Genomic DNA, 25,318 nt, shown 5'->3' with positions numbered 1-25,318 from the left:
AGTTTGACCTCGAACTCGTAGGCGAAGCCAGCGCGAAGCGCTTATGACGGGCGAAGCGCCACATTTGAGTTTGAGGTCAACAGATTTCAATCGCCCAATCATCCAGGGAGTAACTAATGACTACTAACTCCTGACCAATGACTAATTTATTTAATCACGGGCGATACATCCACAGCGGCAAACCGCTAGTAGAAAGCTCGAATTCCAGCACATTATTGTAAGCTGAAAGCCCGGATATATCCAGACTACTCCCCAAGACGCGATTTAGGAAAGGTTTTTGTTTTTCTAGCGTGCAAGACTCGGTTTTTTCCGGGTCGAGGCCTGCGAGTTCGGCGGCAAGGCGGCGAGCGTCCTCTTCTGTTCCCAGTCGATCGACCAAACCCAATTCTAAGGCTTGCTGACCTGTAAAAACCCGACCGTCGGCAAAACTTTTCACTTTCTCAACACCCAAGTTCCGGGCTTCGGCAACGGTTTCCACGAATTGCTGGTAGCTGGTGTCGATCAAGTCTTGCAGAATTTGCTGTTCCGGATCGGTCAATTCGCGATCGAATGCCAAGATATCTTTATACGGCCCCGATTTAATCACCTGAAAAGAAACGCCTACTTTTTCTAACAGCCGTTCTAGATTGTTGCCCCGGATAATCACCCCAATGCTGCCGGTAATTGTACCCGGATTAGCAACGATATGCTCGGCTCCCATGCCGATGTAAACTCCGCCAGAAGCTGAAATATTGCCGAAACTGGCGACAATTTTGACTTTTTCGCGCAGACGCTTGAGCGCGCTGTAAATTTCCTGGGAATCGCCGACTGTGCCGCCAGGGCTGTCTATCCGCAGCAGCAAGGCGGGAAATTTGCGTTCTTCAACGGTTTTGAGAGCTTCTAGGACTCGTTTGCGGGTTTCTCCGGCAATGGCTCCGGTGATTTCGATACGGGCTATTTGTTTGCGGTAGCGGGGCTTGAATGGCCAAATCATGGGCAGTGTACAGGCAATGTTACGGATTTTTGTAGCTAACTTCTTATAGTGTGCCTTATTCATCGGGGTAGATGTTGTGCCTGTGTTTGCAACAGACCGAAGAGCCCGTTCCAGATTGTTCGCAACAGGCAAGATGCCTGTTTCACCTTGATTTTGTGGAACAGGCATCTTGCCTATTCCTAATGGCCGATCAAGATTTGTGCGATCGCATTTAACTCAACAGCGATATATAATTGTAAAAATTGCTTAACAAAACTACATCATTCTCGTGAGAGCCACTCTCATCAATTATTTGGAGTCTCCGCCATGCAGCTAAAACTTACCGATTCTAAACTGCCTTTTGCCCCGCTGTTGCTCATTGCGCCGTTTTTCCTGTGGGGAACGGCGATGGTAGCGATGAAGGGGGTGATGCCGCACACAACGCCGCTGTTTGTGGCATTCGTGCGTTTAGTACCTGCGGGCGTGTTGGTGCTGCTGGCGGCGGCACTGATGGGAAAGCCACAGCCGCAGGGTTGGAAAGCTTGGCTGTGGATTTCGCTGTTTGCTTTGGTTGACGCTACTTTGTTTCAAGGCTTTTTAGCCGAAGGTTTGGCGAGAACCGGTGCGGGCTTGGGTTCGGTGATGATTGATTCTCAACCGCTAGCTGTGGCGATTTTGTGTTTGTGGCTGTTTCAAGAAAAAATTGGTTTTTGGGGCTGGTTGGGATTAGTTATTGGCGTTGCTGGGATTAGTTTGATCGGGTTGCCCGATGGCTGGATTTTGGGGCTTTTTCATCCTGAAAACGCGCAGGTTTCTGGGGGTATCGAACAGTTGTTTCAGGGTGGAGAATGGTTGATGCTGTTGGCGGCTTTGTCGATGGCTGTGGGTACCGTTTTGGTGCGCTGGGTTTGCCGTTATGTTGACCCGGTGGTGGCGACTGGTTGGCACATGATTTTGGGCGGTTTGCCGCTGTTGGCAATTTCGGCTGCAACTGAGTCTGAGCAGTTTGTGAATATCGATTTTTCCGGCTGGATGGCGTTAGCTTATTCTACTGTGTTCGGAAGTGCGATCGCCTACGGTTTATTCTTTTATTTTGCTTCGAGTGGCAGTTTAACAAGTTTGAGTTCTTTAACTTTTTTAACGCCTGTATTTGCTTTGCTGTTCGGCAATTTGTTTTTGGGCGAAGTGCTCAATCCGCTACAATCGATGGGGGTTGGGCTGACTTTGGTTAGTATTTATTTGATTAATCAGCGGGATACTGTGGGTGAAAAGTTGCGAAAAGTGCGGCACGGTGAAGCGAGTGCAGAAGTTGAAGCAACAGGATTGTTAGAGTCGTCTGAGTTGAATTCCGTGGAGTTGCCGGTGCAGGTGCGGGTAGGCGAAATGGAATCGGAAGTTTAGCGCTTTGAGAAATTTAGGGAGAATTGGTTAATTCTTGAATTAACTGATTGGGAGTTACAATCCTAGGAGTAGTAACCGGAAAATCTCGCGGGTTGCGGGTGACAATGGCATCAATTCGATTGATTACAGCAGTGCTGTACTGAATCGCATCTTAAAAATCCTTGAACTTGCAAGTTAATGCCATTGAAATAACAGAGTTATCTACTGTTGCTACTTGACAAAATGTGGCTAACTGCCGCAAAAAATCCAGCGTCCAATCGCGGCCTCTGTCTCTGCGGATAATATAGTAAAGGTCGCTAAAAGTTGAAGCTGAAATATAGCCTTGAATTTGTGCTTCTTCAACAAAAGTTAAAATGCGATCGCTCTCAGCAAAGAAAGGTTCTCGATCGAGCGCAACATCTACTATTATATTGGTGTCTATCAGGATTTTCACAAGTTATGTTTCTCTTTTAAATATTCCCATTTTGCTTGTTTGTCTGGATCGTCAAAATCCAGCGGTTCCGGTACAGCATCTCGATCGAATAAACCTTGAAATGCCTTCACGTTAGTTTTAAACTTTTTTTGAGGTGCTTCAGAAAGTGCGATCGCACTTTCTGAAGCGCTGGCTTGTTTAACCGTGTCAGCTAGCTGCAAGACGATGATTTCTACATCTCCCGGTGGCATATTCACGGGTTCCACAACTACCAAGTTGCCAGTTGCATCGATTTTACCTCTAAGTTTGTATGCTTGCATGGTAATCTCCGATAACTATGTTTCTATTATATGACATAACAACCTGCTTCATTACCAATCCTCTTCAACATCTGGAATATTGAAATATCCAGCTAAAATATTTTCAATAACAATATGGTCGGTAAGTCACTCTGTAACCAATCCAAAACTAATCATATTACAAAAAATTAGGAAGTCCGCAGATCGCATTAATTGAGGTTCGGGAACTCTTTTGAAATAAATTAATTTAACTATTGCTCGCACTCAAACGTCAATTGGTTGCGAAACCAGCCCCATTGCTAAAATTCCCAAAATTTTATTCACATCTTTGAGGTAATATTCAGTCAGATCGATACTAATTACACTTCCGTCTAACTTCATGAATTTCCAAATACTCCCAGTCGTCACTACCCCGTAAATTGTTGAAACTTCATTACCTGCACGTTCATTAAATATCCTTGCGGCTAACATTTCAGCTACGCATTGTCCCAAGCCCGCAGTAATATTTTCTTTTTTTGCTTCTACCAAGGTAATTACAGGAGCGCTGACAAAGAGTATTTCAGGTGAATTGCTGATAATAAAGTCACAAACCCCATTTAATCCGTTTTCGCTTTCCACGTCAAACTCTATTCCAGAAAATAAATTAATTCGTTCGTTTAACTGTCTTCTGAGGTCGATTAAAATTGGGGAAATTATCATTTCCGATCGCGCTTTTTCGCTGTTACTAGCAACGGCTAAAGGTGTATTATAGCGGAGAATTTCGGTCAATAGGGCGCTGCATTCTAATTCGGGTACATCTCCGAAAAGCTCGACTGTTTCTGAAGTTGTCAGTTCAAAGGTTCGCTTGACTTTTTCTAAACTAAAATCGCTGTAGGGCATTTGGGTTGTTTTCCTATAATTTCCGAGATTAAATCGAATATAATCTTATTTTACTCATTGTGTAGCAGACTGCATGAATCTCAAGGAACGCTTGCACAGCCATCTGATTCAAATTGTACGCGATCGCAATCCATACCTCGCATCCGAAGGGCATTTTTATGCCCAGCAATACATCCGCGAACAGTTCGCACAGTGGGGAACTGTAGAAATTGACGATTTTTCGGTGCGCGGGCGAATTCATCACAATTTTATCTTGGATTTACCCCCCTTAGATCGGGCGAGTAAGAAGCGGTTGCCACCGATCGTAATTGGTGCTCATTACGATACTGTACCCGGATCGCCTGGGGCCGATGATAACGCTACTGGTGTTACTGTTTTGCTGGAACTCGCAAGGGATATCGCATCTGCGCCGCTCAAATATCCGGTGCAATTAGTCGCCTTTGATATGGAAGAATACGGCTGTTTGGGCAGCAAGCATTATGCAGCTAAATACAAGCAACAGCAAGAGTCAATCCGGTTAATGATTTCTTTGGAAATGTTGGGTTATTGCAACCATAATCCTAATTCTCAAAGCTATCCCGCTGGCTTGAAATATTTTTATCCAAATAGTGGTAATTTTATTGCTTTAATTGGCACTTTGCGGACGGTTCCCGATTTGATTAATTTGAGTGGCAAAATTCGCAAATCTGGTCAGCCCTGCGAGTGGCTGCCGGTGCCGAATCGAGGTTTAATTGTGCCGGATACTCGCCGCAGCGATCATGTTCCTTTTTGGGATAATGGTTATCCGGCTATCATGGTGACTGATACTGCTAATATGCGAAATCCGCATTATCATCGAGATAGCGATAGGATTGAGACTTTGGATTTGGATTTTCTGGGTGGTGTTTGTCAGGGGTTGGTTGAGGCTATTCGATATATATAGCAGTTTTATTTTAACGAACCGCGAAGGCGCGAAGGGCGCGAAGGAAGAAGAAAGAAGATAAGAGAGAAACAGATATGATTTTTATGAGTCTCAGGTTCTGCATTTTATGAAATTTATGAATTGACTTTCAGATAATTTCGTTGAATAATTCAGTCAAACAACAAAACTCAGGAAAAAGATATGAATGCTGATTTTCCCGATCGCACTCGCTGGCAATTCTGGATCGATCGCGGCGGCACTTTCACCGATATTGTCGCCAAGAGCCCCGACGGTAAGTTAGTCATTCACAAGCTGCTATCGGAAAACCCAGAACGCTACACCGACGCCGCAGTTCAAGGAATTCGCGATATTTTGAGAATTCCCGCCGGTGCAGCTATACCCGCCGCCGAAATTGAAGCGATTAAAATGGGGACGACGGTAGCGACAAATGCTTTGCTGGAACGAAAGGGCGATCGCACAATTCTGTTAATTACTAAAGGTTTCGGCGATGCGCTGAGAATTGGCTATCAAAACCGCCCGAATATTTTCGCGCGTCACATTGTTTTGCCCCAGATGCTGTACGATCGAGTTATTGAAGTTGCGGAACGTTACAGCGCTCAAGGTGAGGAGTTAACTGCGGTCAATCCCGAGTTTATCCCGTCTTTGCAGCAAGCATACGATGAGGGAATTCGCAGTTGTGCGATCGTGTTCATGCACGGCTACCGCTACTCGGAACACGAAAAACAAGTTGCTAAAATAGCGAAAGAAATTGGCTTTACTCAAATTTCAGTATCTCACGAAGTCAGCCCGCTGATGAAATTAGTTTCGCGGGGAGATACTGCGGTTGTCGATGCTTATTTATCTCCGATTTTACGGCGTTATGTCGAACAAGTAACCAGTCAGTTAATCGAGGCAGATTCCGGGAACGAGGGATTATTAATGCCCAATTCCCAATTCCCCAAATTAATGTTTATGCAATCGAATGGCGGCTTAGTGGACGCCGCACAATTTCAAGGAAAAAATAGTATTTTATCCGGACCGGCTGGGGGAATTGTCGGTGCTGTTCAAACCAGCAAAAAGGCAGGTTTTGATAAAATTATTACCTTTGATATGGGCGGAACTTCGACCGATGTTGCCCATTTTAACGGCGAATACGAACGCGAATTTGAGACGGAAATTGCTGGGGTGAGATTGCGATCGCCCGTGATGGCAATTCACACTGTAGCAGCCGGCGGCGGTTCAATTGTCTTTTTTGACGGGGCTCGCTACCGCGTCGGGCCGGAGTCTGCAGGGGCGAATCCTGGGCCTGCTTGCTATCGCAAAGGCGGCCCCTTGACGGTGACTGATTGCAATGTGATGTTGGGGAAAATTCAACCGGATTTTTTCCCGAAAGTATTTGGATTGAATGGAGATTGGCCGATCGCCCCTGACGTAGTAAAGCAAAAATTTGGGCAATTAGCGGGGGAAATTGGGGGCGAGAGGACAGCCGAAGAGGTGGCGGAGGGTTTTTTGGCGATCGCCGTGGAAAAGATGGCAAATGCTGTCAAAAAAATCTCGCTTCAGCGCGGTTACGATGTTTCGGAGTATACATTGTGCTGTTTCGGCGGTGCGGGCGGCCAACACGCTTGTGCGATCGCCGATGCTTTGGGCATGAAACGGGTATTTATTCACCCTTATGCGGGTGTGTTGTCGGCTTACGGTATGGGTTTGGCTGATGTGCGGGCTATTCGCGAAAGGGCGATCGAGCAACAATTAAATGCAGAATTATTACTTGATTTGCATCATATTTTAGCCGAATTGGAGGCTGAGGGAAAGAGGGAATTGAACTGCAGAGGCGCAGAGAACACAGAGAATGATTCAGAGGTTTTAGTTGTTAGCAAGTTGCGCTTAAAATATCAGGGAAGTGACTCGGTTTTGGCGGTCAATTTTGATAACAATATTGAGGCGATGCAGGCTGAATTTGAAGCAGCACACCGACAGCGTTACAGTTTTATTATGCCAGAAAAACCGCTGATTGTGGAAGCGGTTTCGCTGGAAGTTGTAGAAAGAATGGATGTGCCGGAAGCATCCACAATTTCCCCCTCTTGTGGCACGGGCATCTTGCCCGTGCAACCAATTTCAACGGTGCAAACCTATGTTGCTGGCGGGTGGCGGGAAACGCCTGTTTATCAGAGAGAGGATTTGCGATCGGGCGACTGCATAGAAGGCCCTGCTATGATTGTTGAAGCTACGGGAACTAATATCATAGAACCGGGCTGGGAAGCGGTATTAACAGAAAGAAACGATCTAATTTTGAACCGCAGATGCACGCAGATGGACGCAGATAATATCGGCGTTCATTCGCGTTTATCTGCGGCTAAATCCGATCCGGTTTTGCTGGAAATTTTTAATAATTTGTTTCGGGCGATCGCGGAACAAATGGGCGTCACATTGCAAAACACAAGTTCCTCAGTCAACATCAAGGAACGTCTCGACTTTTCCTGTGCAATTTTCGACAAAAACGGGCAATTAGTTGCCAACGCGCCGCACATTCCCGTACATCTGGGTTCGATGAGCGAAAGCGTTGAAGCTTTAATTTTAGCACAAAGCAATGCGATTCAACCGGGCGATGTTTATGTTTCTAACAATCCCTACAACGGCGGCACACACTTGCCAGATATCACCGTTATTACTCCAGTATTCGATCGGGATTCCTCCCTTCCTTTGTTTTATGTTGCCTCGCGGGGACACCACGCCGACATCGGCGGCATCACTCCCGGTTCCATGCCTCCTAACAGTACAACAGTAACTGAAGAAGGTGTATTGCTTGACAATTTCCTGTTAGTAAGCGAGGGCAATTTTCAAGAAAAAGAATTACTAGAACTTCTGACAGCGGGGAATTTTCCGGTTCGCAATTCCGCTCAAAATATAGCCGATTTGCAAGCACAAATTGCTGCTAACAAGCGCGGCGCAGAAGAGCTGAGCAAGATGGTAGAACATTATGGATTAGAGACTGTGCAAGCTTATATGGGCTTCGTACAAGACAATGCGGAAGAGTCGGTACGCAGGGTAATTGATGTTTTGCAAGATGGCGAGTTTACTTATCCGATGGATAGTGGCGGACAAATTAAGGTAGCGATTACAATTGACAAATCTGCGCGCAGTGCAAAAATAGATTTTACTGGCACTTCTGCTCAACAAACCAACAATTTCAATGCTCCCGCTGCGGTGTGCAAAGCCGCTGTTTTGTATGTTTTCCGCACGTTGGTAGATGACGATATCCCTCTAAATGCGGGCTGTTTGAAACCTCTCGAAATCATCAATCCCGAAGGCTGTATGCTGAATCCTCGCTATCCAGCGGCGGTAGTTGCCGGAAATGTGGAAACTTCGCAGAATATTACCGATGCTTTGTATTGTGCTTTGGGAGTGATGGCGGCTTCTCAGGGAACTATGAATAATTTTACCTTTGGAAATCAGCGCTATCAATATTATGAAACTATTTGCGGCGGTTCGGGTGCTGGTGCAGATTTTGACGGTACTGATGCGGTTCAAACTCACATGACTAATTCGCGTTTAACTGACCCAGAAGTATTAGAATGGCGCTTCCCGGTGTTGTTAGAAAGTTTTGAAATTCGGGCTAATAGCGGGGGGACTGGATATCATCGCGGCGGGAATGGGGCAATTCGTCGCTTACGTTTTTTGGAAAAAATGACGGCGGGGATTTTATCGGGGAGGCGGGTGATTTCTCCTTGCGGTTTGAATGGGGGTGAAGCGGGGAAAGTTGGACAGAATTATGTTGAAACGGTTGATGGAAAAGTTGAGGATTTGGGGAGTACGGCAACTGTGGAAATGCAGTCGGGGGATGTGTTTGTAATTGAAACACCAGGGGGCGGAGGATATGGTAGTATTATGTAGCAGCAGTAAAATGAACTAGAGTGTAGAGGTAACAGTCATGGCTGACAGTTCTTTTTTTGATGAGTTGAGAGATAATTCTTTAGTGAAATCAGAAATAGTTGCTAAATACTTTTGGGCCTGGGCAAAGGTAATTATAAAAACAGCCAAGAAAAGGAGTAATAAAATTGCCTATATTGATTTGTTCTCGGGCCCAGGTCGCTATCAAGACGGTTCTAAATCTACTCCACTACTTATATTGGAACGTGCTATTGCCGATCCAGATATGTCAGAAATGCTAGTAACACTGTTTAATGATAAAGACTCCAATAATACTCACTCTCTCCAACAGGCTATAGCAGCCATCCCCAACATAGGTAGATTACAGCATGAACCAAAAGTTTTAAATAAGGAGGTTGGAGAATAAATCGTCCAAGAAGTTCGGCAAATTAATAATGTTCCTACACTCTTTTTTATTGATCCTTGGGGTTACAAAGGCTTGTCACTTAGACTAATTGGTTCACTAATCATTAGTTGGGGATGCGATTGCATATTTTTCTTCAACTACAACCGGATTAATATGGGGTTGAATAATGCAGCAGTAGAGTCCCATATGAACGCCCTTTTTGGTAAAGAACGAGCAGATCATCTGAGAGAACAGCTTGAGTCGAAGCAACCAGACGAGCGAGAGTTAATAATTGTGGAAGCTATCTGTCAGGCATTGAAAGAAATAGGTGGTTCATATGTACTACCCTTTGGGTTCAAAAATGAGAGCGGCAATAGGACTAGCCATCACCTGATTTTTGTATCAAAGAATGTATTGGGTTATTCAATTATGAAAGGTGTCATGGCTGGAGAAAGCTCTAGTTTTAAACAAGGTGTTCCGTCTTTAGAGTACAATCCAGCGCCACCCAAGTATCCTTTGTTATATGAACTTTACCGACCTCTTGATGAGCTTGAAAATATGCTTATGGATGAATTTGCAGCTCAGACATTAACTAGAGTAGACATTTATAATCGCCACCACGTTGGCAAGCGCTACATTGAGAAAAACTACAGGGAGGTTTTGCTTAAACTGGAGGCGGAGGGAAAAATTATCACCGATCCACCTGTTAATAAAAGAAGAAAAAATACACTGGCAGAGACGGTAAAAATCACATTTCCAGCAAAGCAGTAACACCTACGTTGTTGCTTTTTCGATTTGGTTCCAGTGTGTGCTGTTTGCACTTTGTTAAATGCCGATCCAACACATCGGGCATCTCATCCCAAATTTTCCCATCCAACAGTCTCCCAGCAGCTTTAGGTGTTCTACCTCCCCATTGCTTAAAGAAAAACGCGACTCCAGCATCCTGACATTGATCCCGAATACTTTGTGCCCATTCGGCTTGCATGGGACGGTGTTTTTGCCCCGACTCTCCCCCAACTATTACCCAGTGAATTCCTGTTAAATCAAGCTGTAACGGCCCTAAAAGTGGTTCGCAGGATAAAAAGCGTACCTTTGCATTGACTTGTCGCAAATGATCCACACGATGAACATAGTTTTGATTTTCAACAGACACCCCCATCCAAATATTATTCGACCACTCAAGTTGAGGAGCTAACTCTACTAAACGCTCATGTCGCTTCGTAAGAATTTGATAAGTGTGGTGAGGAGTTTCACGCATTACATCAAAGACTTGTTTCAGAAATTCAAGAGAAACATCTTCATGGAACAAATCGCTCATTGAGTTAACAAAAATGCGACTCGGCTTTCGCCAACTCTTAGGTTCGTTCAAGCGCTTTGGGTATTCTGTTAAAGTAAACCCGTTAGGAAAATTAGTATGAAACCGTTTTGTTAATGCTTCAGCATAACAATGCGTACAACCGGGACTGACTTTATCGCAGCCAGTTGTTGGATTCCATGTGCGATCGCACCATTCGATACCAGTATTAATGCTAGACATACAATAACCTTACCATTGAAACAACTAATTATCTTTTTAGGTGCGCTGAATACATAGAGTTTATATGTATTAATTTAAATTAATGCAGCATCACCAACAACTCTATTATATAATTAATTGACTTAAATATCAACAGTTTTTAAGGAGTTGCATCAAATGTATATCGTAGTGTAGAATCGGGCTGCACCAGCATTTATTCTCCCAACCTTTCCAGAACAATTGTGCAAACACCTAATTTTTCCGAACTCAACCATCCTGTGGTCAAATCCCTGTTCCATCACAGCGACCAGGAATTATTGACTCTGTTTCAAAACCATCCCGATCAGGGTCGCTTCTTCACGGCGATTTTTTGCCGCTACGCTCAAATTGTACACTCCCTGATTCGCCATTCCGTGCGATCGCCCGTACAAGGCGATTACCTATTTGCCCACACTTGGCTGCACATCTATCACGAACTGCGAGGTCTGGATTTGCGTCGCGAAATCCAAGAGTCTGAAAGCGAAAATCTCAGTCTCCAAAACTGGCTGATTAATGTCACCGCAGTCTGCATAAATCAAGCCCAATTGCCCCCTGTTGAGTCGATTCACTACTCTTTGCAATCGGCTCCGCCTCCCCTGTGGTGTTACGTCAAACAAGCTTTAGAATTGTTAGCCCCGCTGCCGCGTTTAGTGGTGTTGATGGCTCAGACTTTCCGCTGGAGCGAAACTCGCATTGCAGCTTATTTGCAAGCAGAAGGCGAAGCTATTTCGCCCGCTCAGGTAAAGGCTTTGCTGCAAAAAGGATATCAAAGTTTAGAATCCAACTTGCCGGAGGATATTCGGGCTATTTATCTAGATGAAAATCTCGATTATCAGGAAGCAATTGTCTAGATATACACGATATAAATCCGCCCTTTCTAGTTGTAGGGGCGGGTTTTCCCCGAAATATTTGCTAGGACTAACAGCATCGTAAACCCGCCCTTTCGCGAGGAATAAGAAAAAAATGGCAGTTTATCAAGTTCGGTTGGTGAATGAGGCTCTCGCGCTCGATCGCACGATCGCAGTACCAGACGACCAGTATATCTTAGATATGGCAGAAGATGTCGGTATTCGCTTGCCCAACGGATGCAAGCAAGGAGAGTGTTCTGCTTGCGTTGTCAAACTGCTGAGTGGTGAAATAGACCAAAGCGAACAAAAGTTTTTGAAGCCGTCAGAATTGCAAGCTGGCTATGCTGTTACTTGTGTGGCTTACCCGCTTTCTGACTGCACTTTGTTAACTCATCAAGAACAAGTTTTATATCAAGCCGCTCTTTATTTTAAGTAATAGGAAATCACTTTTTTACCATCTTTTCTTCTCGCCTCGCTGGGCGCGGAATTTGTTTGTAGAAGAGCGAATTATATTCGCCGATCAAATCGTTATCAAAGTAGATTGGGTATGGTGTAAGGTGCGTGACTCTCCAGCATCTCGCTGCCACTTGAGTGGCTAGAAAGTCACGCACCCTAACGGGTATAGATAACCCGCCCTTATTAATTTAGCAATTGTAGAATCCGCTGCAGCGGAATTTCGGCCAAATCCAAGCGGTAATTGAGTTCGTATGCTAGTTCGGCAACCGCTTTTTCCAAAATGTAAGCATCCAGCAAAACTTGTAGTTCCGGGATAGATTTTGGCAAGAAATTTGCATCGGCGGCAGTCGCCAAATAACTCTTGACAAAAGTTAGGCTGACCCAGCGGAGCCAAACGTTCGCCCACTGCTGCATCTCCGGGAGATTTTCCGGGCGAATCATCCCACTTTCTACTTCTTTGCGGAGTGCCAAAGTAACAGCGTAACTTATAGATTGCAGCATTCCCGCAACATCTCGCAGGGGCGACCTCTTCATCCGCCGCTCGCTTAACGGTCGATTCCGTTCTCCTCCGAAATCAATAATTACAAAGTCTTTGCCTGTATAAAGAACTTGTCCGAAATGAAAGTCCCCGTGACACCGAATTCTATCGGCCGTGATTCTCAAGTTCAAAATAGACTTGAAACGTTCCATGATTAACTCTTCGCGGTTGAGGAGCTTGTGAGCCGATTTTTGTACTTCTGGCGGCAGTTTGGACATCCGTTTTTTCAGATCCAGCAAAGTTCTTCCGGCCAGATTTCTCATGTGTTGATAAATGGAACGCTGGTAAAAGGAGGTGAAGTTTTCTGGGGCAAAAGCGGGATTTTCTGTGTCAGAAGCTAAAGCGAGGTGAAGTTCGGCTGTCCGCTGACCTAAAAGTTCCGCTGATGCTAAGTAAGAGCCGATGAGTTCGCGAGCTAATTCCGGAATTTCTAGCGATAAATCGGCTACTAGCGAGTTTTGCTGCCGCTGCGTTTGTCCGGTCAAAGCGTTCGGTAAATAATTTTCGGGGGCAGTAGATAAATTCTCACCCGCATGCTTTGCTTCTACTGTCATTACTTGCTCGAAATAGTCGCGCAGTGTGTCTAATGTATAAGACCAAGCATCTACGCTGTCGGGGATTAATTTTTGTAGGATTCCGACTGTAAGGACTTGTTTTGCTGGTGTGTGATATTCCAATGCTCCGGCAATTGGAGCGTAATGTTGGATCGAGTTGCGCTCTGTTAAAAAGCGTCCGATTTCTAATTCGGGGTTGATTCCTTCCTCGACTTTTCGCAATATTTTCAGGACGAAGCGGTCGCCGTAACCTGCGGATGTATTGCTTTGTTCTTTTTTGAACAGGTGAGGGTCGAGCTGCGATAAATCTTCTTCTGAGCTGAATGCACTGTCGGCAATTCCTACCAGTTGACCTGCAACACCTCTGTAACTGCGAGAATTGCCGATCGCCTCCAGCAGCGCGCTCAGAAAACCTTTGTCCCCGGCAGCGTCAAATAGTACCCCGACTTCCTTGTTGGTTTCTGGGAACTGCAGGCGCGCGATCGCCCGATCGTCCACATCGCCTTTTATCTCTTCCCAACCTAAAGGCAAGACGTAAGTTTCCGGCATACCTTCAGTATAATTCAACAGCAAAAACAGAACGTAAACTTTTGATTCCTCCCCGGCACTATCTTTACATTCAACAGGCACCACCTCACTTATTTCTAAGGATTGAATTGTCCTGTCTGTACCGCTATACCAGCGATTGCGGCGCAAGTATTCAGGCAACAGATTGAGCAGCATATCGCTTAACTGGCTGGTAGAAAAAGCATTCTTCCAATTGCCGATGACCGCCAAACTCGGCAAGTCTGTATGATAACCGTGCAGGGAAAAATCTTCGTGTTTAACAGTAAGAGTAAACCAGTAAAACGTGTGAGGACTCAAGCTCAAAAAGTAAGGTGATTCGCCAACCGCCGGAAACTCAGTGCGACCAAAAATCTCCACCGGAACAGCACCTTTAAAGGGCGAAAGGTCTAATTCTGCCGTCTGCACGAACCGCGACAAATTAGCGACTATGAGGATGTGTTCATCTTGATAAGTCCGCACAAAAGCTAAAACTTTGCGGTTTTCCGGGGACAGAAACTCGCACGTTCCGCGGCCGAATGCTTGGAAGCGCTGCCTAATTGCAATTAGGCGTTTCATCCACCACCACAGAGAACTTGGATTCGCCCGCTGCGTGTCCACGTTAACAGATTCGTAGTGATATTCAGGGTCAACAATGGGCGGTGCGTACAGTCGCTGCGGGTTAGCACGGCTGAAACCGGCATTGCGATCGCCACTCCACTGCATCGGAGTTCTCACCCCGTTGCGATCGCCCAAATAGATATTGTCTCCCATGCCAATTTCATCGCCGTAGTAAAGCACCGGCGTACCCGGAAGAGACAGCAGCAAAGCATTCATCAACTCAATGCGGCGGCGGTTATTTCCCATCAAAGGAGCCAAGCGGCGGCGGATGCCCAAATTAATTCTCGCCTGAGTGTCTTGAGCGTAAACCCGATACATATAATCTCGGTCTTCATCACTCACCATTTCCAGCGTCAATTCATCGTGGTTCCGTAAAAATAAAGCCCACTGACAGTTATTAGGAATATGGGGAGTTTGCTGGAGAATATCGCTAATTGGAAAGCTATCTTCCATGTGCAAAGCCATAAATAAACGCGGCATCAGCGGAAAATGAAAGTTCATGTGACATTCATCGCCAGCAGCGTAATATTCAACCGCATCCTCCGGCCACTGATTCGCCTCAGCCAGCAGCATCCGGTTCGGGAATTTCTCATCTACGTGCTGCCGCAATTGCTTCAGGAATAGGTGAGTTTCTGGCAGGTTTTCGCAGTTAGTACCTTCCCGCTCGTACAGGTAAGGCACCGCATCCATTCGCAGTCCGTCTACTCCCAGTGCCAACCAGAAATCTACTACATCTAAGATGGCTTGGCGGACGGCGGGATTGTCGTAATTCAAATCGGGTTGGTGGGAATAAAAACGGTGCCAGTAATAAGCTTTTGCTACCGCATCCCAAGCCCAATTAGATGTTTCAAAATCTTGGAAAATAATCCGAGCATCTTGATATTTTTCCGGCGTGTCGCTCCACACATAAAAATCTCTTTCGTTACTGCCTTTTGGGGCACGGCGCGCTCGCTGAAACCAAGCGTGCTGATCGGAAGTGTGATTGACAATCAACTCAATAATGACTCGAATTCCCCGATCGTGCGCTGCTTCTAAAAGGTCTTTAAAATCCTCTAATGTGCCGTAAATCGGGTTGACGGTGGTATAGTGAGATGTATCATAACCGTCGTCTCGGAGCGGCGAGGGAAAAAATGGCAGTACCCAAATTGCTGTTACTCCCAAGTTTTGCAGGTAATCCAGTTTTTCTGTCAGTCCTCTAAAGTCGCCGATGCCGTCTGCATTGCTGTCGGCAAAAGCCCGAACTGGTACTTCGTAAATAATCGCGTCTTTGAACCACAAGGGGTCGTTATTTAACATTGAGTTTGGCATGATTTGTAGCGATGATTGGTAATTGGGACTTTGTACTTAAAATTTGGTAATTGGGATGTGTTAGTTCCCATCCAAACTGATAAATCATAACTCATAATTTGCCCGCAATTCCTCATGCGAGCGGCAGAGTTTTAATCGTAATTTATTAATGCAAAACTTATAATTTCTTAACTCTCAACTCTCAACAATCTGTTTTGCAATTTCGGATACAGTTCACAATCCGGGTCCTGTGCTAGCTACCGATGCGCGGTAGTGTCCACCCTAGCAAGGCGTGTAAACTTAAGCCTGAAACCCCTCTGTATCTCTTGCTGGTAGCCCAGTCTAGATCCCCCCTAGCCCCCCTTGATAAGGGGGACTTTGAGAACACTCTTGTCCCCCCCTTATTAAGGGGGGCTAGGGGGGATCGAGCCCTTATTGACACTAAGCACACCCTACAGACTCAGGATTAGGTGCGGTATTTACTACCTGCCGGACGGTTGCCACGACAATACACTACCTTGACGTTGATTACTAATTTTCGTTACATTAGTTTACATAAAGCAACAAAAGTTAAGGAAAAAACAAATATGGCTATTGTAATCGCTCTTTTAATCGTCGGTTGGGTCGCGGCCTCCGTAATTGGCACTCAAGCATATTTCCTCGGAGAACAGTCAAAGCCCATCCACGAGCGGAATTGGAACGATGAATCTTTTGAAAAATTGGCTGTAGCAATCACAGCAACAGAGATGGATTACAGCGTTCGCGTTCCCGCCTACAGCATGGATGCTTACGGCAGCCGCACCATCTCGAATTCTTGATATCAAGTAACAGGTTTCACCATTTTCGATAACAGGCAGGATGCCTGTTCCTAATTTTCAATAACAGGCAAGATGCCTGCTCCACAAGAGAATTGATGGTTTGTGGAACAGGCATCCTGCCTGTTCCTAATTTTCAATAACAGGCAGGATGCCTGTTCCCCAAGAAAATTGATTGTTTGTGGAACAGGCATCTTGCCTGTTCCTAACTATTGGGCAACTACAAACTCTTACCTGTCAGCGCTGGGCGAGACTCTTTCTTGCGAAATTGCAAAGAGTTATTTTCACAGTCGATCGCAATTGTATCTCCCTCCACAAAGGCATTTTCCAGAATCTTGTTAGCCAGCGGGTTTTCCAGCTCCCGCTGGATGGCGCGTTTCAAGGGACGAGCGCCGTAAACCGGGTCGTAACCGACATCTGTAATATGGTTTTTCGCCGCATCGGACAGTTCCAAAGTGATTTTTTGCTCGGCCAACAAACGCTCGATCCGCTTCACTTGGATACTGACTATTTGCCGCAGTTCGACCTTGCTCAAAGTGTGGAACAAAATTATCTCGTCCACCCGATTGAGAAATTCGGGCCGGAAGTGCGATCGCAGCGCTGTCATCACCCGTTTTAACATCTGTTCGTACTCTTGGTCTGTCTCCCGTTCTTGAGTCAATAAATTTTCATTTTCACTCTTGTTTTCAGTCTTGTTTTCACTCTTAGTTACAGTATCACCATCGACTCGCTCGGCCGACACCTCAACAGTACCGTCGGCAGCCACTTTATAATCTGTCTTTTGGCTTGACAAATCTTTCGTTTCCTGCTTCCGACTGGCAGGTTTTTTGACGGTTTTTTCCTTCTTAGTAAACACGTCTAAAATGTGATCGCTGCCGATATTGCTAGTCATCACAATTACGGTATTTTTAAAGTCAACCACTCGACCTTGAGAATCGGTAATTCTGCCGTCATCCAACACTTGCAACAAAATGTTAAATATATCCGGGTGTGCCTTTTCCACTTCGTCAAATAGCACCACCGAATAAGGGCGTCTCCGCACTGCTTCGGAAAGTTGTCCGCCTTCGTCGTAACCGACATATCCGGGGGGAGCTCCTACCAACCGGGAGACGTTTTGCTTCTCCATGTATTCCGACATATCGATGCGGATAATCGCATCATCGCTGTCAAACAAAAACTCCGCCAACGCCCGCGCTAACTCTGTTTTTCCGACGCCTGTCGGGCCCATAAACAAGAAAGAGCCGATCGGTCTCCCCGGATCTTTCATCCCCGCCCTAGCGCGCCGAATTGCCGCCGCCACGGCTGTTACAGCTTCCTCTTGACCGATGACTTTTTGGTGCAAGTGTTTTTCCAATTGCAGCAATTTTTGGCGTTCGGATTCTAACAACCGATTAACCGGAATGCCCGTCCATTTGGCGACAATTTCCGCAATATCGCCCTCAGTAACTTTTTCTCGCAGCAGGGAAGAACCTTGAGCTTGCTGTTTCAAAAGTTCCGCTTCTTTCGCTTCGCGATCGCGCACCGCCGTTTCCAACTTGCCGTACTTTAACTGTGCGGCTTTATTCAAATCGTAAGCCCTTTCTGCTTGTTCGATTTGGACTCGCAGTTGGTCTTCTTCTGCTTTCAATTTATTGATTGCATCCAACAACTGCTTTTCGCCCAACCACTGAGAGGACAATTTTTCCTGCTTGACTTTTAAGATGTCAATCTCAGATGTGATGCGTTCGACGCGGAAGCCGAGCCCAGGGGCGAGAGTACCTTTTCCTTCGCCTTCGATCGACAATTTTTCCATTTCCAACTGCATCACCCGGCGGTCAATTCCTTCCAATTCCACAGGTTTAGAGGTAATCTCCATTTTCAAGTGGGCGGCCGCTTCATCTACCAGGTCGATCGCCTTGTCCGGCAAAAATCGATCGGAAATATAGCGGAAAGACAGAGTTGCAGCAGCTACCAGGGCCGAATCAGTAATTTTTACCCCGTGGTGGCGTTCGTAACGGTCTTTCAATCCGCGCAAAATCGAAACAGTATCTTCAACGCTGGGTTCGCCGACAAATACTTGTTGAAACCGACGTTCCAAGGCAGGATCTTTTTCGATATGCTTGCGGAATTCGTCGAGAGTTGTAGCGCCGATGCAGCGCAATTCGCCTCTAGCCAACATTGGTTTCAACAAATTTCCCGCATCCATTCCCGAACCGGAACTACCACCGCCGCCAGTGCCGACAACTGTGTGCAATTCGTCAATAAATAGGACAATTTGCCCGTCGGAATCGATGACTTCCCGCAGAACAGACCGCAATCGTTCTTCAAATTCGCCCCGGAATTTTGCCCCAGCAATTAAACTGCCCATGTCGAGGCTAAATAGCTGGCGATTTTTCAAAGATTCCGGTACGTCGCCGTTGACAATTCGCTGGGCTAAACCTTCGGCGATCGCAGTTTTTCCAACTCCGGGATCGCCAATTAACACCGGATTGTTTTTTTGGCGGCGGGAAAGAACTTGCACCACGCGGCGGATTTCCTCGTCGCGGCCGATTACTGGGTCGAGTTTGCCGGCTTTGGCGGCTTCTGTCAAATCGCGGCCGTACTTGCTGAGGGCGTCGGAGTTAGCTTCGCCATCTTGATCTTGGGCTTTAGCGTTGCTGCGGCTGGCTTTCCCCGTTTCAGAAGTTTTTTCTTGGGCTTTAGCAGTGGCGCGGAAAGATTTGATGGCTTCTTCGAGTTTTGGTCGATCGATCGTACCGGCTGGGGGTTTGCGATCGTAACCGGGGCGGCCCGGCGGGCCGTCGCCTTTTGTCAGCAACCTGCGGCCGACTCGTTCGTCTTCTACTAAGCCAATTAATAAATGTTCAACCGCGATAAAATTATCTTGCCAAGTCGCTCTGGTGGCCTCGGCAACATCTAACATCACTTCTAAGCCGCGACCGAGGTATAGTTGGTCAGCGTTGGCAACTCTGGGCTGTCGTTTGGCAAAAGCATCTAACTGCTGGGCCAAGCGGGTGACATCAACCCCAGCCAAGCTGAGAATGGTGTTTGCTGTCGCAAGCTGTTCGAGAATGGCGATCGCTAAATGTTCAACCTCTAGCTGCTGATTGGCAAAGCGGCGGGCTACATCCTGGGATTTGACAATGGCTTCCCAGGCTTGATCGGTAAATTTGCTAGGGTCTGTTGGCTGCACGTTGGTTCCTCGCAATCAAGGGGATGCCTGTTGTTATCCGTTAATACATCGTCTCACAACCATCATAATCTTTAAACAGGATTATGAATTTATGAGTGCGGTTAACTAGGGCGGAAGTTGTGAAATAATTGACAAGATTGCAAAAGCTTACCGTCCGCAATCCACCCCGAAATTTGGTGCGTTCAAACCGACTATGGCAATTCCCTTCGGGATAGGTTGGGTGGCCGTACTTATAAAAATATTGCCGGCAACAAGATTTTTTATCGGTTGAGACTTATGCTCTTTCCCACTTACCAATTTCTAATATTTTTCCTCATTACTTTTAGCGTTATCGTCTCGGTAAAACCCCAAGTCGATTTGTATAAAATTGTTTTGTTAGTTTCCAGTTTATTATTTTATTCCTTTTGGAGTTGCGACTTTCTCTTAATTCTTCTTTTATGTACAGCATACAATTATATCATTCTTCGGGCTGCCGGCAACGGTAAACATAAAAAAATCGCTTTAATCTCCGGCTTAATTTTCAACATTGGCACTCTCGGCATCTTTAAATATTGCAACTTCTTTGTAACTTCTTTATTTGAGGTACTGAACCAGCTACAAATTCCAGCCAACTTTCAAGTTTTGCAAATAATCACCCCCGTCGGTGTGTCGTTCTACACTTTTAGAATGATTTCGCATTTAATCGACTGCTACCAGCAAAAAATAGCCTGTCCTAAATTGGTAGATTACGCCGCATACATTACCTACTTTCCCCAAATTGCCTCCGGGCCAATCTCCCGGGCTGGCGAATTTTACACGCAGCTAAATTCACCGAACAAATACGACTATCAAATCGAAGAAGTTATAGTTTTGATCTTGTCGGGACTGTTTAAAAAATATACTTTAGCGAGCTTTTTGTTTAACTTCACTGACTTGCCATTCAAAGTCCCGCAGCAGTACAGCAGCATCGATTTAATCCTCGCGGCAATGTCCTATTCCTGTTTAATTTACGTAGATTTCAGCGGCTACTCGGATTTAGCCAACGGCATCTCCTGTTTGCTGGGTTTCAAACCCATTGCCAACTTTAATATGCCATACCGATCGCTCAGCTTGCAAGAATTTTGGAAAAGGTGGCACATCAGTCTTTCCGAGTGGTTGAGGGATTACGTTTATTTTCCCTTGGGCGGCAACAAATACGGCAAGTTGAGGAAGTACCTCAATCTATTTTTAACAATGGCGATCGGCGGATTTTGGCACGGCGCAGGTTTAAACTTTATTTTCTGGGGAGCAATTCACGGTTTAGGATTGGTTATCAACCATTTATGTAAAGATCTTCCCCAAGCTATCCACTTTAAATTAGACTATGCCTTTCCCAGATTTGCTAAATTTTGCAGTTGGTTGTTAACCTTTAGTTTTGTTACTTGTAGTTGGGTATTTTTCGGCACTCCCAATTGGGAAACGGCGGTGAGTTTTTTTGAAGGAATTGTCCATCCTGCCGTCGCAACTTTTCAATTTAACTTTTGGCAATTGTATTTAGTAATTGCAGTCATTGGCGCGATCAACTTGTGGGGCGATCGCATCTCCCAACTATTGCAAACCGTATTGTCATTAAAAAACATTTTCTTTCGGGTTGTCTTAGTTTCGTTGCTCGTGTATACTATCTTGATGTTGGGTCCGAGTACCGTTCCGCCTTTTATTTACTTTAATTTCTAAGAAATATGAAAGACCGGGAAATTTTGCTAATTGTTACTTCTGTAATTCTCACTTTAATATTTTCCAACTTATCATTATTTCTAAAAAGCTTTGCTTCAACCCCTTTCGCCAGTCCAGAAATCAAACAAGCAGCGCGCCAAATCCAACTAGACCATTTCAAAAAATCCGAACAAGATTTTTGGAGCCAAATTAAAGATATTAACTTCGATAGCCTCCCTAAAGAACCAGAAATTCCTCCTGTAAAAACAGAAACAAAAGTGGCCGTTGAGCCCCCAAAGCCGGCTACTGCTAAAAAACAAACCCCAGCTAAACCCAAGCTGACCCGACCTTATCGCAGATTTTTATTTATTGGAGATTCCGTAATGTTCGACTTAGGAATTCAACTCCAGTACACTCTTAAGAAAAAATACAATATCACCGATACGAAAATTGACTACAAGGTCTCGACCGGATTAAATCGGATAGATTATTATGACTGGTATGCCAGAACTAGCCAAATTCTTAATAATTATCAGCCGGATGTAGTGATAATTTTGTTCGGAGCAAATGACCCTCAAAATATTATTGATTTTCAAGGGAAAGCCTGGGCTGTTTTGGGCAAAGAATGGCAAAAAGCTTATCAAGAAAGAGTTGAAAAATATGCCAATTTACTTAATTCGTCATCTGTGAGAAAAGTGTATTGGATCGGTCAATCCATACCTACTAAATCTTTGTATCTCAAAGCTTTTCCAATCATGAACGATATTTATAAAAATGCCAGCAAATCTTCATCCAAAATCGAATTTATTTCTACTTGGGAGACTTTTGCCCAAGCCGGAAAATTGGTTACTGTAGTTGCTGACAAATCCGGAAAGCGAGGATATGTCAAAGCTAATGATGGCGTGCATTTTACCTCCCACGGAGCTAGAATTATCGGCGATTTAGTTGCTGATAAAATGGTCGCCGACAAAATCTTAAAATCTCCCCAATCTCCCAAATCTCCCAAAAAGAAACCCTAAACTTTAATAATTGGTTCCCATTGGGAGTGAGAAACCGGGTTTCTTCACCAAGTCTCGATGAGGATGCCAAAATTATCGCAGAAACCCGGTTTCTTTCTAGCAATAGTGGTAGCTATTTTTCCAGTTGAACTAATTCAACTTTATATCCATCTGGATCTTGCACAAAAGCGATGACAGTTGAACCGTGCTTCATTGGGCCGGGTTCGCGAATAACTTTACCGCTGCGGGCTTTAATTTCTTCGCAAGTACCGTAAATGTCGTCAACGCCGATCGCAATATGACCGTAAGCATCCCCTAAATTGTACTCTGCGACGCCCCAGTTGTATGTTAATTCCAAAACTGTAGTGTCTGATTCGTCGCCGTAGCCAACAAAAGCCAGAGTAAATTTACCGTCTGGATACTCTTTTTGTCGCAGCAATTTCATGCCCAGAACCTCGGTGTAAAATTTGAGGGATTCTTCCAGGTTGCCGACTCGGAGCATCGTGTGTAGTAGTTGCATTTAGCTCACTCCAAATTTTTTAAGCTTCCTCAATTTTAGCGATATCTTGCTGGAAAAAACCGCGTCGGTACAGTTTACCTGGTGTTAACTTGCTTTTTACTGAACAAAAACCACCACAGTTCTAAACCAATTAATGTCAATCCGCCTGCTGTTACGCCAATTTTTAAACTTAACGGCTGTTCAATGCTGCGGAATTGATTCGTTGAAGTAGGATGCTGGACGGACTGTTCGGAAGCTTCAACTCCCGATGCCATTCCCATCACAAGTCCTAAACTCGCGAGAATTCCCAAAATTTGACGATGGTCTAACATTTTTATAATTCCTCCAAATTTATGCAATAGATTTTGGTTTAAAATTCCGCAAGCGCAAAGCATTAGTAAGTACGGAAACTGAACTAAAAGCCATTGCTCCGCCGGCGATAATTGGATTGAGCAGCCAACCGAAAATGGGGTACAAAATGCCCGCCGCGATGGGTATTCCAGCGATGTTATAAATAAACGCAAAAAACAGATTCTCGCGGATGTTCCGCATGGTGGCGCGGGAAAGTTGAATTGCTGTAACTATGCCTTGCAAATCTCCTGAAATTAAGGTAATGTCGCTGGCTGCGATCGCCACATCGGTGCCGGTGCCGATCGCAATTCCCACGTCTGCTAAGGCCAAAGCCGGTGCATCGTTAATCCCGTCTCCCACCATCGCGACAATTTTTCCTTCCCTTTGCAGGGCTTGAATTTGAGCTGCTTTTTGGTCGGGTCTAACTTCGGCAAAAACGCGAGTAATGCCCACGGATTGGGCGATCGACTCCGCAGTCGCGCGGTTGTCCCCCGTCAGCATCGCCACCTCCAAACCGAGTTTTTGAAGTGCTTTCACCGCCTGCGCTGACGATGGTTTCAGAGCATCCGCAATGCCCAGAATTGCCTCTATTTGGCTCTCTACAGCCATCCAAACAACCGTTTTGCTCGCAGCTTCCAAAGCTCTCCCGCGCAGTTCCAGATATTCAGTATCGCAGCCTAGTTCCTGCATCCACCTGAGCGTTCCCAGGGCGATCGACTTTCCGCCTACAACCCCTCGAACACCACTCCCCGCGATCGCCTCAAAATCCTTAACATCCGTCAAATTAACCTCTTGAGATTGAGCGTACCTCACAACAGCTTCCCCCAGAGGATGCTCCGAATTTCGCTCGACAGACGCCGCCAATTGCAGCAACTTTAACTCATTGCTGTTCGCCGTTCCTTTAATTGTCACAAAATCAGTTACCGTCGGCTTGCCTTCTGTGAGAGTTCCAGTTTTATCTAACACGATAATTTGGATTTTGTGAGCCAATTCTAAACTCTCCGATCCTTTGATTAAAATCCCGTTTTCTGCACCTTTACCAGTTCCCACCATCACAGCAGTCGGAGTCGCCAAACCCAAAGCGCAAGGACAGGCTATAATCAGCACTTCCACCATTGTCACTGTGGCTAGAGTGAAGTTTCCAGTCGCGTTAAACCAGATAATAAAAGTAGCTAAAGCGATGGCAATTACTGCTGGAACAAACCAACCAGTCACTTGGTCTGCTAACTTTTGAATCGGTGCTTTTGAACCCTGTGCGTCCTGCACCATCTTGACAATTTGAGCTAAGAATGTATCTTTGCCCACTCTTGTCGCCTGAAACTTGAAGCTGCCAGTTTTGTTAATTGTGGCTCCGATAACTTCGTCGCCAAGCTGCTTTTTAACGGGCAAACTTTCTCCCGTAACCATTGCTTCGTCTACTGTGGAATAGCCTTCAACAACATCTCCATCTACGGGGATTTGCTCGCCCGGCCGCACCTGCACGATGTCACCAATTTCCACTTGGGCGATCGGCACTTCCAACTCTTCCCCGTTGCGAACTATCCGAGCCGTTTTTGCTTGCAAACCCATGAGTTTCCGAATGGCTTCGGAAGTCTCTCCCTTCGCGCGATTTTCTAGGGTTTTCCCCAACAAAATTAAGGCAACAACGCTAGCTGCCACTTCGTAGTAAACGCTAGGAGTCAAACCTTGAGCGGTGAAGAAACCGGGAAAAAATGTCACCAATACAGAATAAAAGTAAGCAGCACTCGTACCCAAAGCAATCAGGGTATCCATTGTTGCTACGCGCCGTTTTAGGGATTTCCAAGCTCCCACATAAAACGATTTCCCGCACCAGAATTGTACGGGTGAGGTCAGGACTAATTGCAGCCAATAATTGTGCAGCCACGCGGGAATAAATGGCAGGTGCAAGCCGGTCATCGCCGGAATAGCGCCCACAACTACCAGGATGCTGATGATACCTGCTGTCCAGAGTTTCCGCTGCAAGGTTTGAGATTCAGATTTGCGATCGGCTTGTTCGGAATCATCCTCTGCTGCCGCCATTTCTTGAAGTGGCAAAGCTTGGTATCCCGCAGCATCAACAGCCGCTTGAATTGTTTCTAAGTTTGTTTGCTTGGAGTCGTATTGGATGGTTGCTTGTTCCATCCCAAAATTGACATGACACTCAATTACGCCCGGAACAGATTGAATTGCTTGTTCGATAGAGGAAGCACAAGAAGCACAACTCATGCCCCGCAATTTAAGTGTGAGATTGTCCATAGATGCCCTCCTAAATTAGACAATTACCTTCTGT

The 25,318-nt window shown here is 45.6% G+C and carries 19 protein-coding genes and 1 pseudogene; 10 read left to right on the top strand and 10 right to left on the bottom strand.

What is annotated here, in order from left to right:
• Nucleotides 1-154 precede the first annotated feature (154 nt).
• Nucleotides 155-973, bottom strand: coding sequence for a signal peptide peptidase SppA (gene sppA, locus QT994_RS04635; RefSeq protein ID WP_333135812.1), 819 nt, complete (start codon nucleotides 971-973; stop codon nucleotides 155-157).
• Nucleotides 974-1,279: 306 nt separating this feature from the next.
• Between sppA and QT994_RS04630 the strand changes: the two genes are divergently transcribed.
• Nucleotides 1,280-2,353, top strand: a complete 1,074-nt coding sequence (locus tag QT994_RS04630; protein WP_333172160.1) for a DMT family transporter — start codon at nucleotides 1,280-1,282, stop codon at nucleotides 2,351-2,353.
• A gap of 151 nt (nucleotides 2,354-2,504) precedes the next feature.
• Here QT994_RS04630 and QT994_RS04625 read toward each other — a convergent pair whose 3' ends face one another.
• The 3 genes from QT994_RS04625 to QT994_RS04615 form a co-directional block, all read right to left on the bottom strand.
• On the bottom strand, nucleotides 2,505-2,786 hold the full coding sequence (locus QT994_RS04625; protein WP_333172158.1) for a PIN domain-containing protein: 282 nt from the start codon (nucleotides 2,784-2,786) through the stop codon (nucleotides 2,505-2,507).
• Nucleotides 2,783-3,085 (bottom strand): hypothetical protein, encoded by a 303-nt coding sequence (locus QT994_RS04620; protein WP_333172157.1) that lies wholly within the window; start codon nucleotides 3,083-3,085, stop codon nucleotides 2,783-2,785. Before QT994_RS04620 ends, QT994_RS04625 begins: the two co-directional genes overlap by 4 nt.
• Before the next feature lie 243 nt (nucleotides 3,086-3,328).
• Nucleotides 3,329-3,943, bottom strand: a complete 615-nt coding sequence (locus QT994_RS04615; RefSeq protein ID WP_333172155.1) for a hypothetical protein — start codon at nucleotides 3,941-3,943, stop codon at nucleotides 3,329-3,331.
• 73 nt (nucleotides 3,944-4,016) lie between these two features.
• On the opposite strand from QT994_RS04615, the gene QT994_RS04610 reads away from it, so the two are divergent.
• From QT994_RS04610 to QT994_RS27750, 4 genes and pseudogenes are all read left to right on the top strand, one after another.
• Nucleotides 4,017-4,865, top strand: coding sequence for a M20/M25/M40 family metallo-hydrolase (locus tag QT994_RS04610; RefSeq protein ID WP_333172153.1), 849 nt, complete (start codon nucleotides 4,017-4,019; stop codon nucleotides 4,863-4,865).
• A 180-nt stretch (nucleotides 4,866-5,045) separates the two neighbouring features.
• Complete coding sequence (locus QT994_RS04605; protein WP_333172151.1) at nucleotides 5,046-8,738, top strand: hydantoinase B/oxoprolinase family protein; 3,693 nt, start codon at nucleotides 5,046-5,048, stop codon at nucleotides 8,736-8,738.
• A gap of 37 nt (nucleotides 8,739-8,775) precedes the next feature.
• A pseudogene (locus QT994_RS04600) lies at nucleotides 8,776-9,561 on the top strand (three-Cys-motif partner protein TcmP); the annotation flags it as partial.
• On the top strand, nucleotides 9,550-9,891 hold the full coding sequence (locus QT994_RS27750; protein WP_445243868.1) for a hypothetical protein: 342 nt from the start codon (nucleotides 9,550-9,552) through the stop codon (nucleotides 9,889-9,891). The pseudogene QT994_RS04600 and the gene QT994_RS27750, both read left to right, overlap by 12 nt.
• Here QT994_RS27750 and QT994_RS04595 read toward each other — a convergent pair.
• Nucleotides 9,869-10,657 carry a phage Gp37/Gp68 family protein gene (locus QT994_RS04595; protein WP_333172149.1) on the bottom strand — a complete coding sequence of 263 codons (789 nt, stop codon included), beginning with the start codon at nucleotides 10,655-10,657 and terminating at the stop codon, nucleotides 9,869-9,871. The two genes, QT994_RS27750 and QT994_RS04595, sit on opposite strands and share 23 nt — an antisense overlap.
• Nucleotides 10,658-10,878: 221 nt before the next feature.
• On the opposite strand from QT994_RS04595, the gene QT994_RS04590 reads away from it, so the two are divergent.
• Both QT994_RS04590 and QT994_RS04585 read left to right on the top strand, forming a co-directional pair.
• Complete coding sequence (locus tag QT994_RS04590) at nucleotides 10,879-11,526, top strand: sigma-70 family RNA polymerase sigma factor (RefSeq protein ID WP_333172147.1); 648 nt, start codon at nucleotides 10,879-10,881, stop codon at nucleotides 11,524-11,526.
• Nucleotides 11,527-11,638: 112 nt separating this feature from the next.
• Nucleotides 11,639-11,959: a 2Fe-2S iron-sulfur cluster-binding protein gene (locus QT994_RS04585; RefSeq protein WP_333172145.1), complete on the top strand. Its 321-nt coding sequence runs from the start codon at nucleotides 11,639-11,641 to the stop codon at nucleotides 11,957-11,959.
• Between the two features lie 203 nt (nucleotides 11,960-12,162).
• On the opposite strand, the gene treS is transcribed toward QT994_RS04585, so the two are convergent.
• Nucleotides 12,163-15,531, bottom strand: a complete 3,369-nt coding sequence (gene treS, locus QT994_RS04580) for a maltose alpha-D-glucosyltransferase (protein ID WP_333172143.1) — start codon at nucleotides 15,529-15,531, stop codon at nucleotides 12,163-12,165.
• 578 nt (nucleotides 15,532-16,109) lie between these two features.
• Between treS and QT994_RS04575 the strand changes: the two genes are divergently transcribed.
• Complete coding sequence (locus QT994_RS04575; RefSeq protein WP_333046753.1) at nucleotides 16,110-16,340, top strand: photosystem II protein, Psb35-related; 231 nt, start codon at nucleotides 16,110-16,112, stop codon at nucleotides 16,338-16,340.
• A gap of 217 nt (nucleotides 16,341-16,557) precedes the next feature.
• On the opposite strand, the gene QT994_RS04570 is transcribed toward QT994_RS04575, so the two are convergent.
• On the bottom strand, nucleotides 16,558-19,509 hold the full coding sequence (locus QT994_RS04570; RefSeq protein ID WP_333172141.1) for an AAA family ATPase: 2,952 nt from the start codon (nucleotides 19,507-19,509) through the stop codon (nucleotides 16,558-16,560).
• Between the two features lie 276 nt (nucleotides 19,510-19,785).
• On the opposite strand from QT994_RS04570, the gene QT994_RS04565 reads away from it, so the two are divergent.
• Both QT994_RS04565 and QT994_RS04560 read left to right on the top strand, forming a co-directional pair.
• Nucleotides 19,786-21,201, top strand: coding sequence for an MBOAT family O-acyltransferase (locus QT994_RS04565; protein ID WP_333172139.1), 1,416 nt, complete (start codon nucleotides 19,786-19,788; stop codon nucleotides 21,199-21,201).
• A 5-nt stretch (nucleotides 21,202-21,206) separates the two neighbouring features.
• Entirely contained in the window at nucleotides 21,207-22,199 is a 993-nt protein-coding gene (locus QT994_RS04560) for a DUF459 domain-containing protein (protein WP_333172137.1), read from the top strand.
• A 112-nt stretch (nucleotides 22,200-22,311) separates the two neighbouring features.
• On the opposite strand, the gene gloA is transcribed toward QT994_RS04560, so the two are convergent.
• The 3 genes from gloA to QT994_RS04545 all read right to left on the bottom strand — a co-directional run bounded on the left by gloA (nucleotide 22,312) and on the right by QT994_RS04545 (nucleotide 25,284).
• A complete protein-coding gene (gene gloA, locus QT994_RS04555; protein WP_333046757.1) occupies nucleotides 22,312-22,698 on the bottom strand; it encodes a lactoylglutathione lyase in 387 nt (128 codons plus the stop codon).
• Nucleotides 22,699-22,772: 74 nt separating this feature from the next.
• Nucleotides 22,773-23,009 (bottom strand): hypothetical protein, encoded by a 237-nt coding sequence (locus tag QT994_RS04550; protein WP_333172135.1) that lies wholly within the window; start codon nucleotides 23,007-23,009, stop codon nucleotides 22,773-22,775.
• Between the two features lie 19 nt (nucleotides 23,010-23,028).
• A complete protein-coding gene (locus QT994_RS04545) occupies nucleotides 23,029-25,284 on the bottom strand; it encodes a heavy metal translocating P-type ATPase (protein WP_333172133.1) in 2,256 nt (751 codons plus the stop codon).
• Between the last annotated feature and the right edge of the window lie 34 nt (nucleotides 25,285-25,318).

The organism is Microcoleus sp. S13_B4 (genome assembly GCF_036700885.1).
Classification (GTDB): Bacteria; Cyanobacteriota; Cyanobacteriia; order Cyanobacteriales; family Microcoleaceae; genus Microcoleus.
The sequence above is the reverse complement of the archived record's forward strand: the minus strand, read 5'-3'. Positions and strand labels throughout refer to the sequence as shown.

Bases quoted from the DNA above. Each gene is read 5' to 3' on its own strand.
- sppA (WP_333135812.1), bottom strand. From the start codon at position 973: ATGATTTGGCCATTCAAGCCCCGCTACCGCAAACAAATAGCCCGTATC.
- QT994_RS04630 (WP_333172160.1), top strand. From the start codon at position 1,280: ATGCAGCTAAAACTTACCGATTCTAAACTGCCTTTTGCCCCGCTGTTG.
- QT994_RS04620 (WP_333172157.1), bottom strand. From the start codon at position 3,085: ATGCAAGCATACAAACTTAGAGGTAAAATCGATGCAACTGGCAACTTG.
- QT994_RS04615 (WP_333172155.1), bottom strand. From the start codon at position 3,943: ATGCCCTACAGCGATTTTAGTTTAGAAAAAGTCAAGCGAACCTTTGAA.
- QT994_RS04610 (WP_333172153.1), top strand. From the start codon at position 4,017: ATGAATCTCAAGGAACGCTTGCACAGCCATCTGATTCAAATTGTACGC.
- QT994_RS04605 (WP_333172151.1), top strand. From the start codon at position 5,046: ATGAATGCTGATTTTCCCGATCGCACTCGCTGGCAATTCTGGATCGAT.
- QT994_RS27750 (WP_445243868.1), top strand. From the start codon at position 9,550: ATGAAAGGTGTCATGGCTGGAGAAAGCTCTAGTTTTAAACAAGGTGTT.
- QT994_RS04595 (WP_333172149.1), bottom strand. From the start codon at position 10,657: ATGTCTAGCATTAATACTGGTATCGAATGGTGCGATCGCACATGGAAT.
- QT994_RS04585 (WP_333172145.1), top strand. From the start codon at position 11,639: ATGGCAGTTTATCAAGTTCGGTTGGTGAATGAGGCTCTCGCGCTCGAT.
- treS (WP_333172143.1), bottom strand. From the start codon at position 15,531: ATGTTAAATAACGACCCCTTGTGGTTCAAAGACGCGATTATTTACGAA.
- QT994_RS04575 (WP_333046753.1), top strand. From the start codon at position 16,110: ATGGCTATTGTAATCGCTCTTTTAATCGTCGGTTGGGTCGCGGCCTCC.
- QT994_RS04565 (WP_333172139.1), top strand. From the start codon at position 19,786: ATGCTCTTTCCCACTTACCAATTTCTAATATTTTTCCTCATTACTTTT.
- QT994_RS04560 (WP_333172137.1), top strand. From the start codon at position 21,207: ATGAAAGACCGGGAAATTTTGCTAATTGTTACTTCTGTAATTCTCACT.
- gloA (WP_333046757.1), bottom strand. From the start codon at position 22,698: ATGCAACTACTACACACGATGCTCCGAGTCGGCAACCTGGAAGAATCC.
- QT994_RS04550 (WP_333172135.1), bottom strand. From the start codon at position 23,009: ATGTTAGACCATCGTCAAATTTTGGGAATTCTCGCGAGTTTAGGACTT.
- QT994_RS04545 (WP_333172133.1), bottom strand. From the start codon at position 25,284: ATGGACAATCTCACACTTAAATTGCGGGGCATGAGTTGTGCTTCTTGT.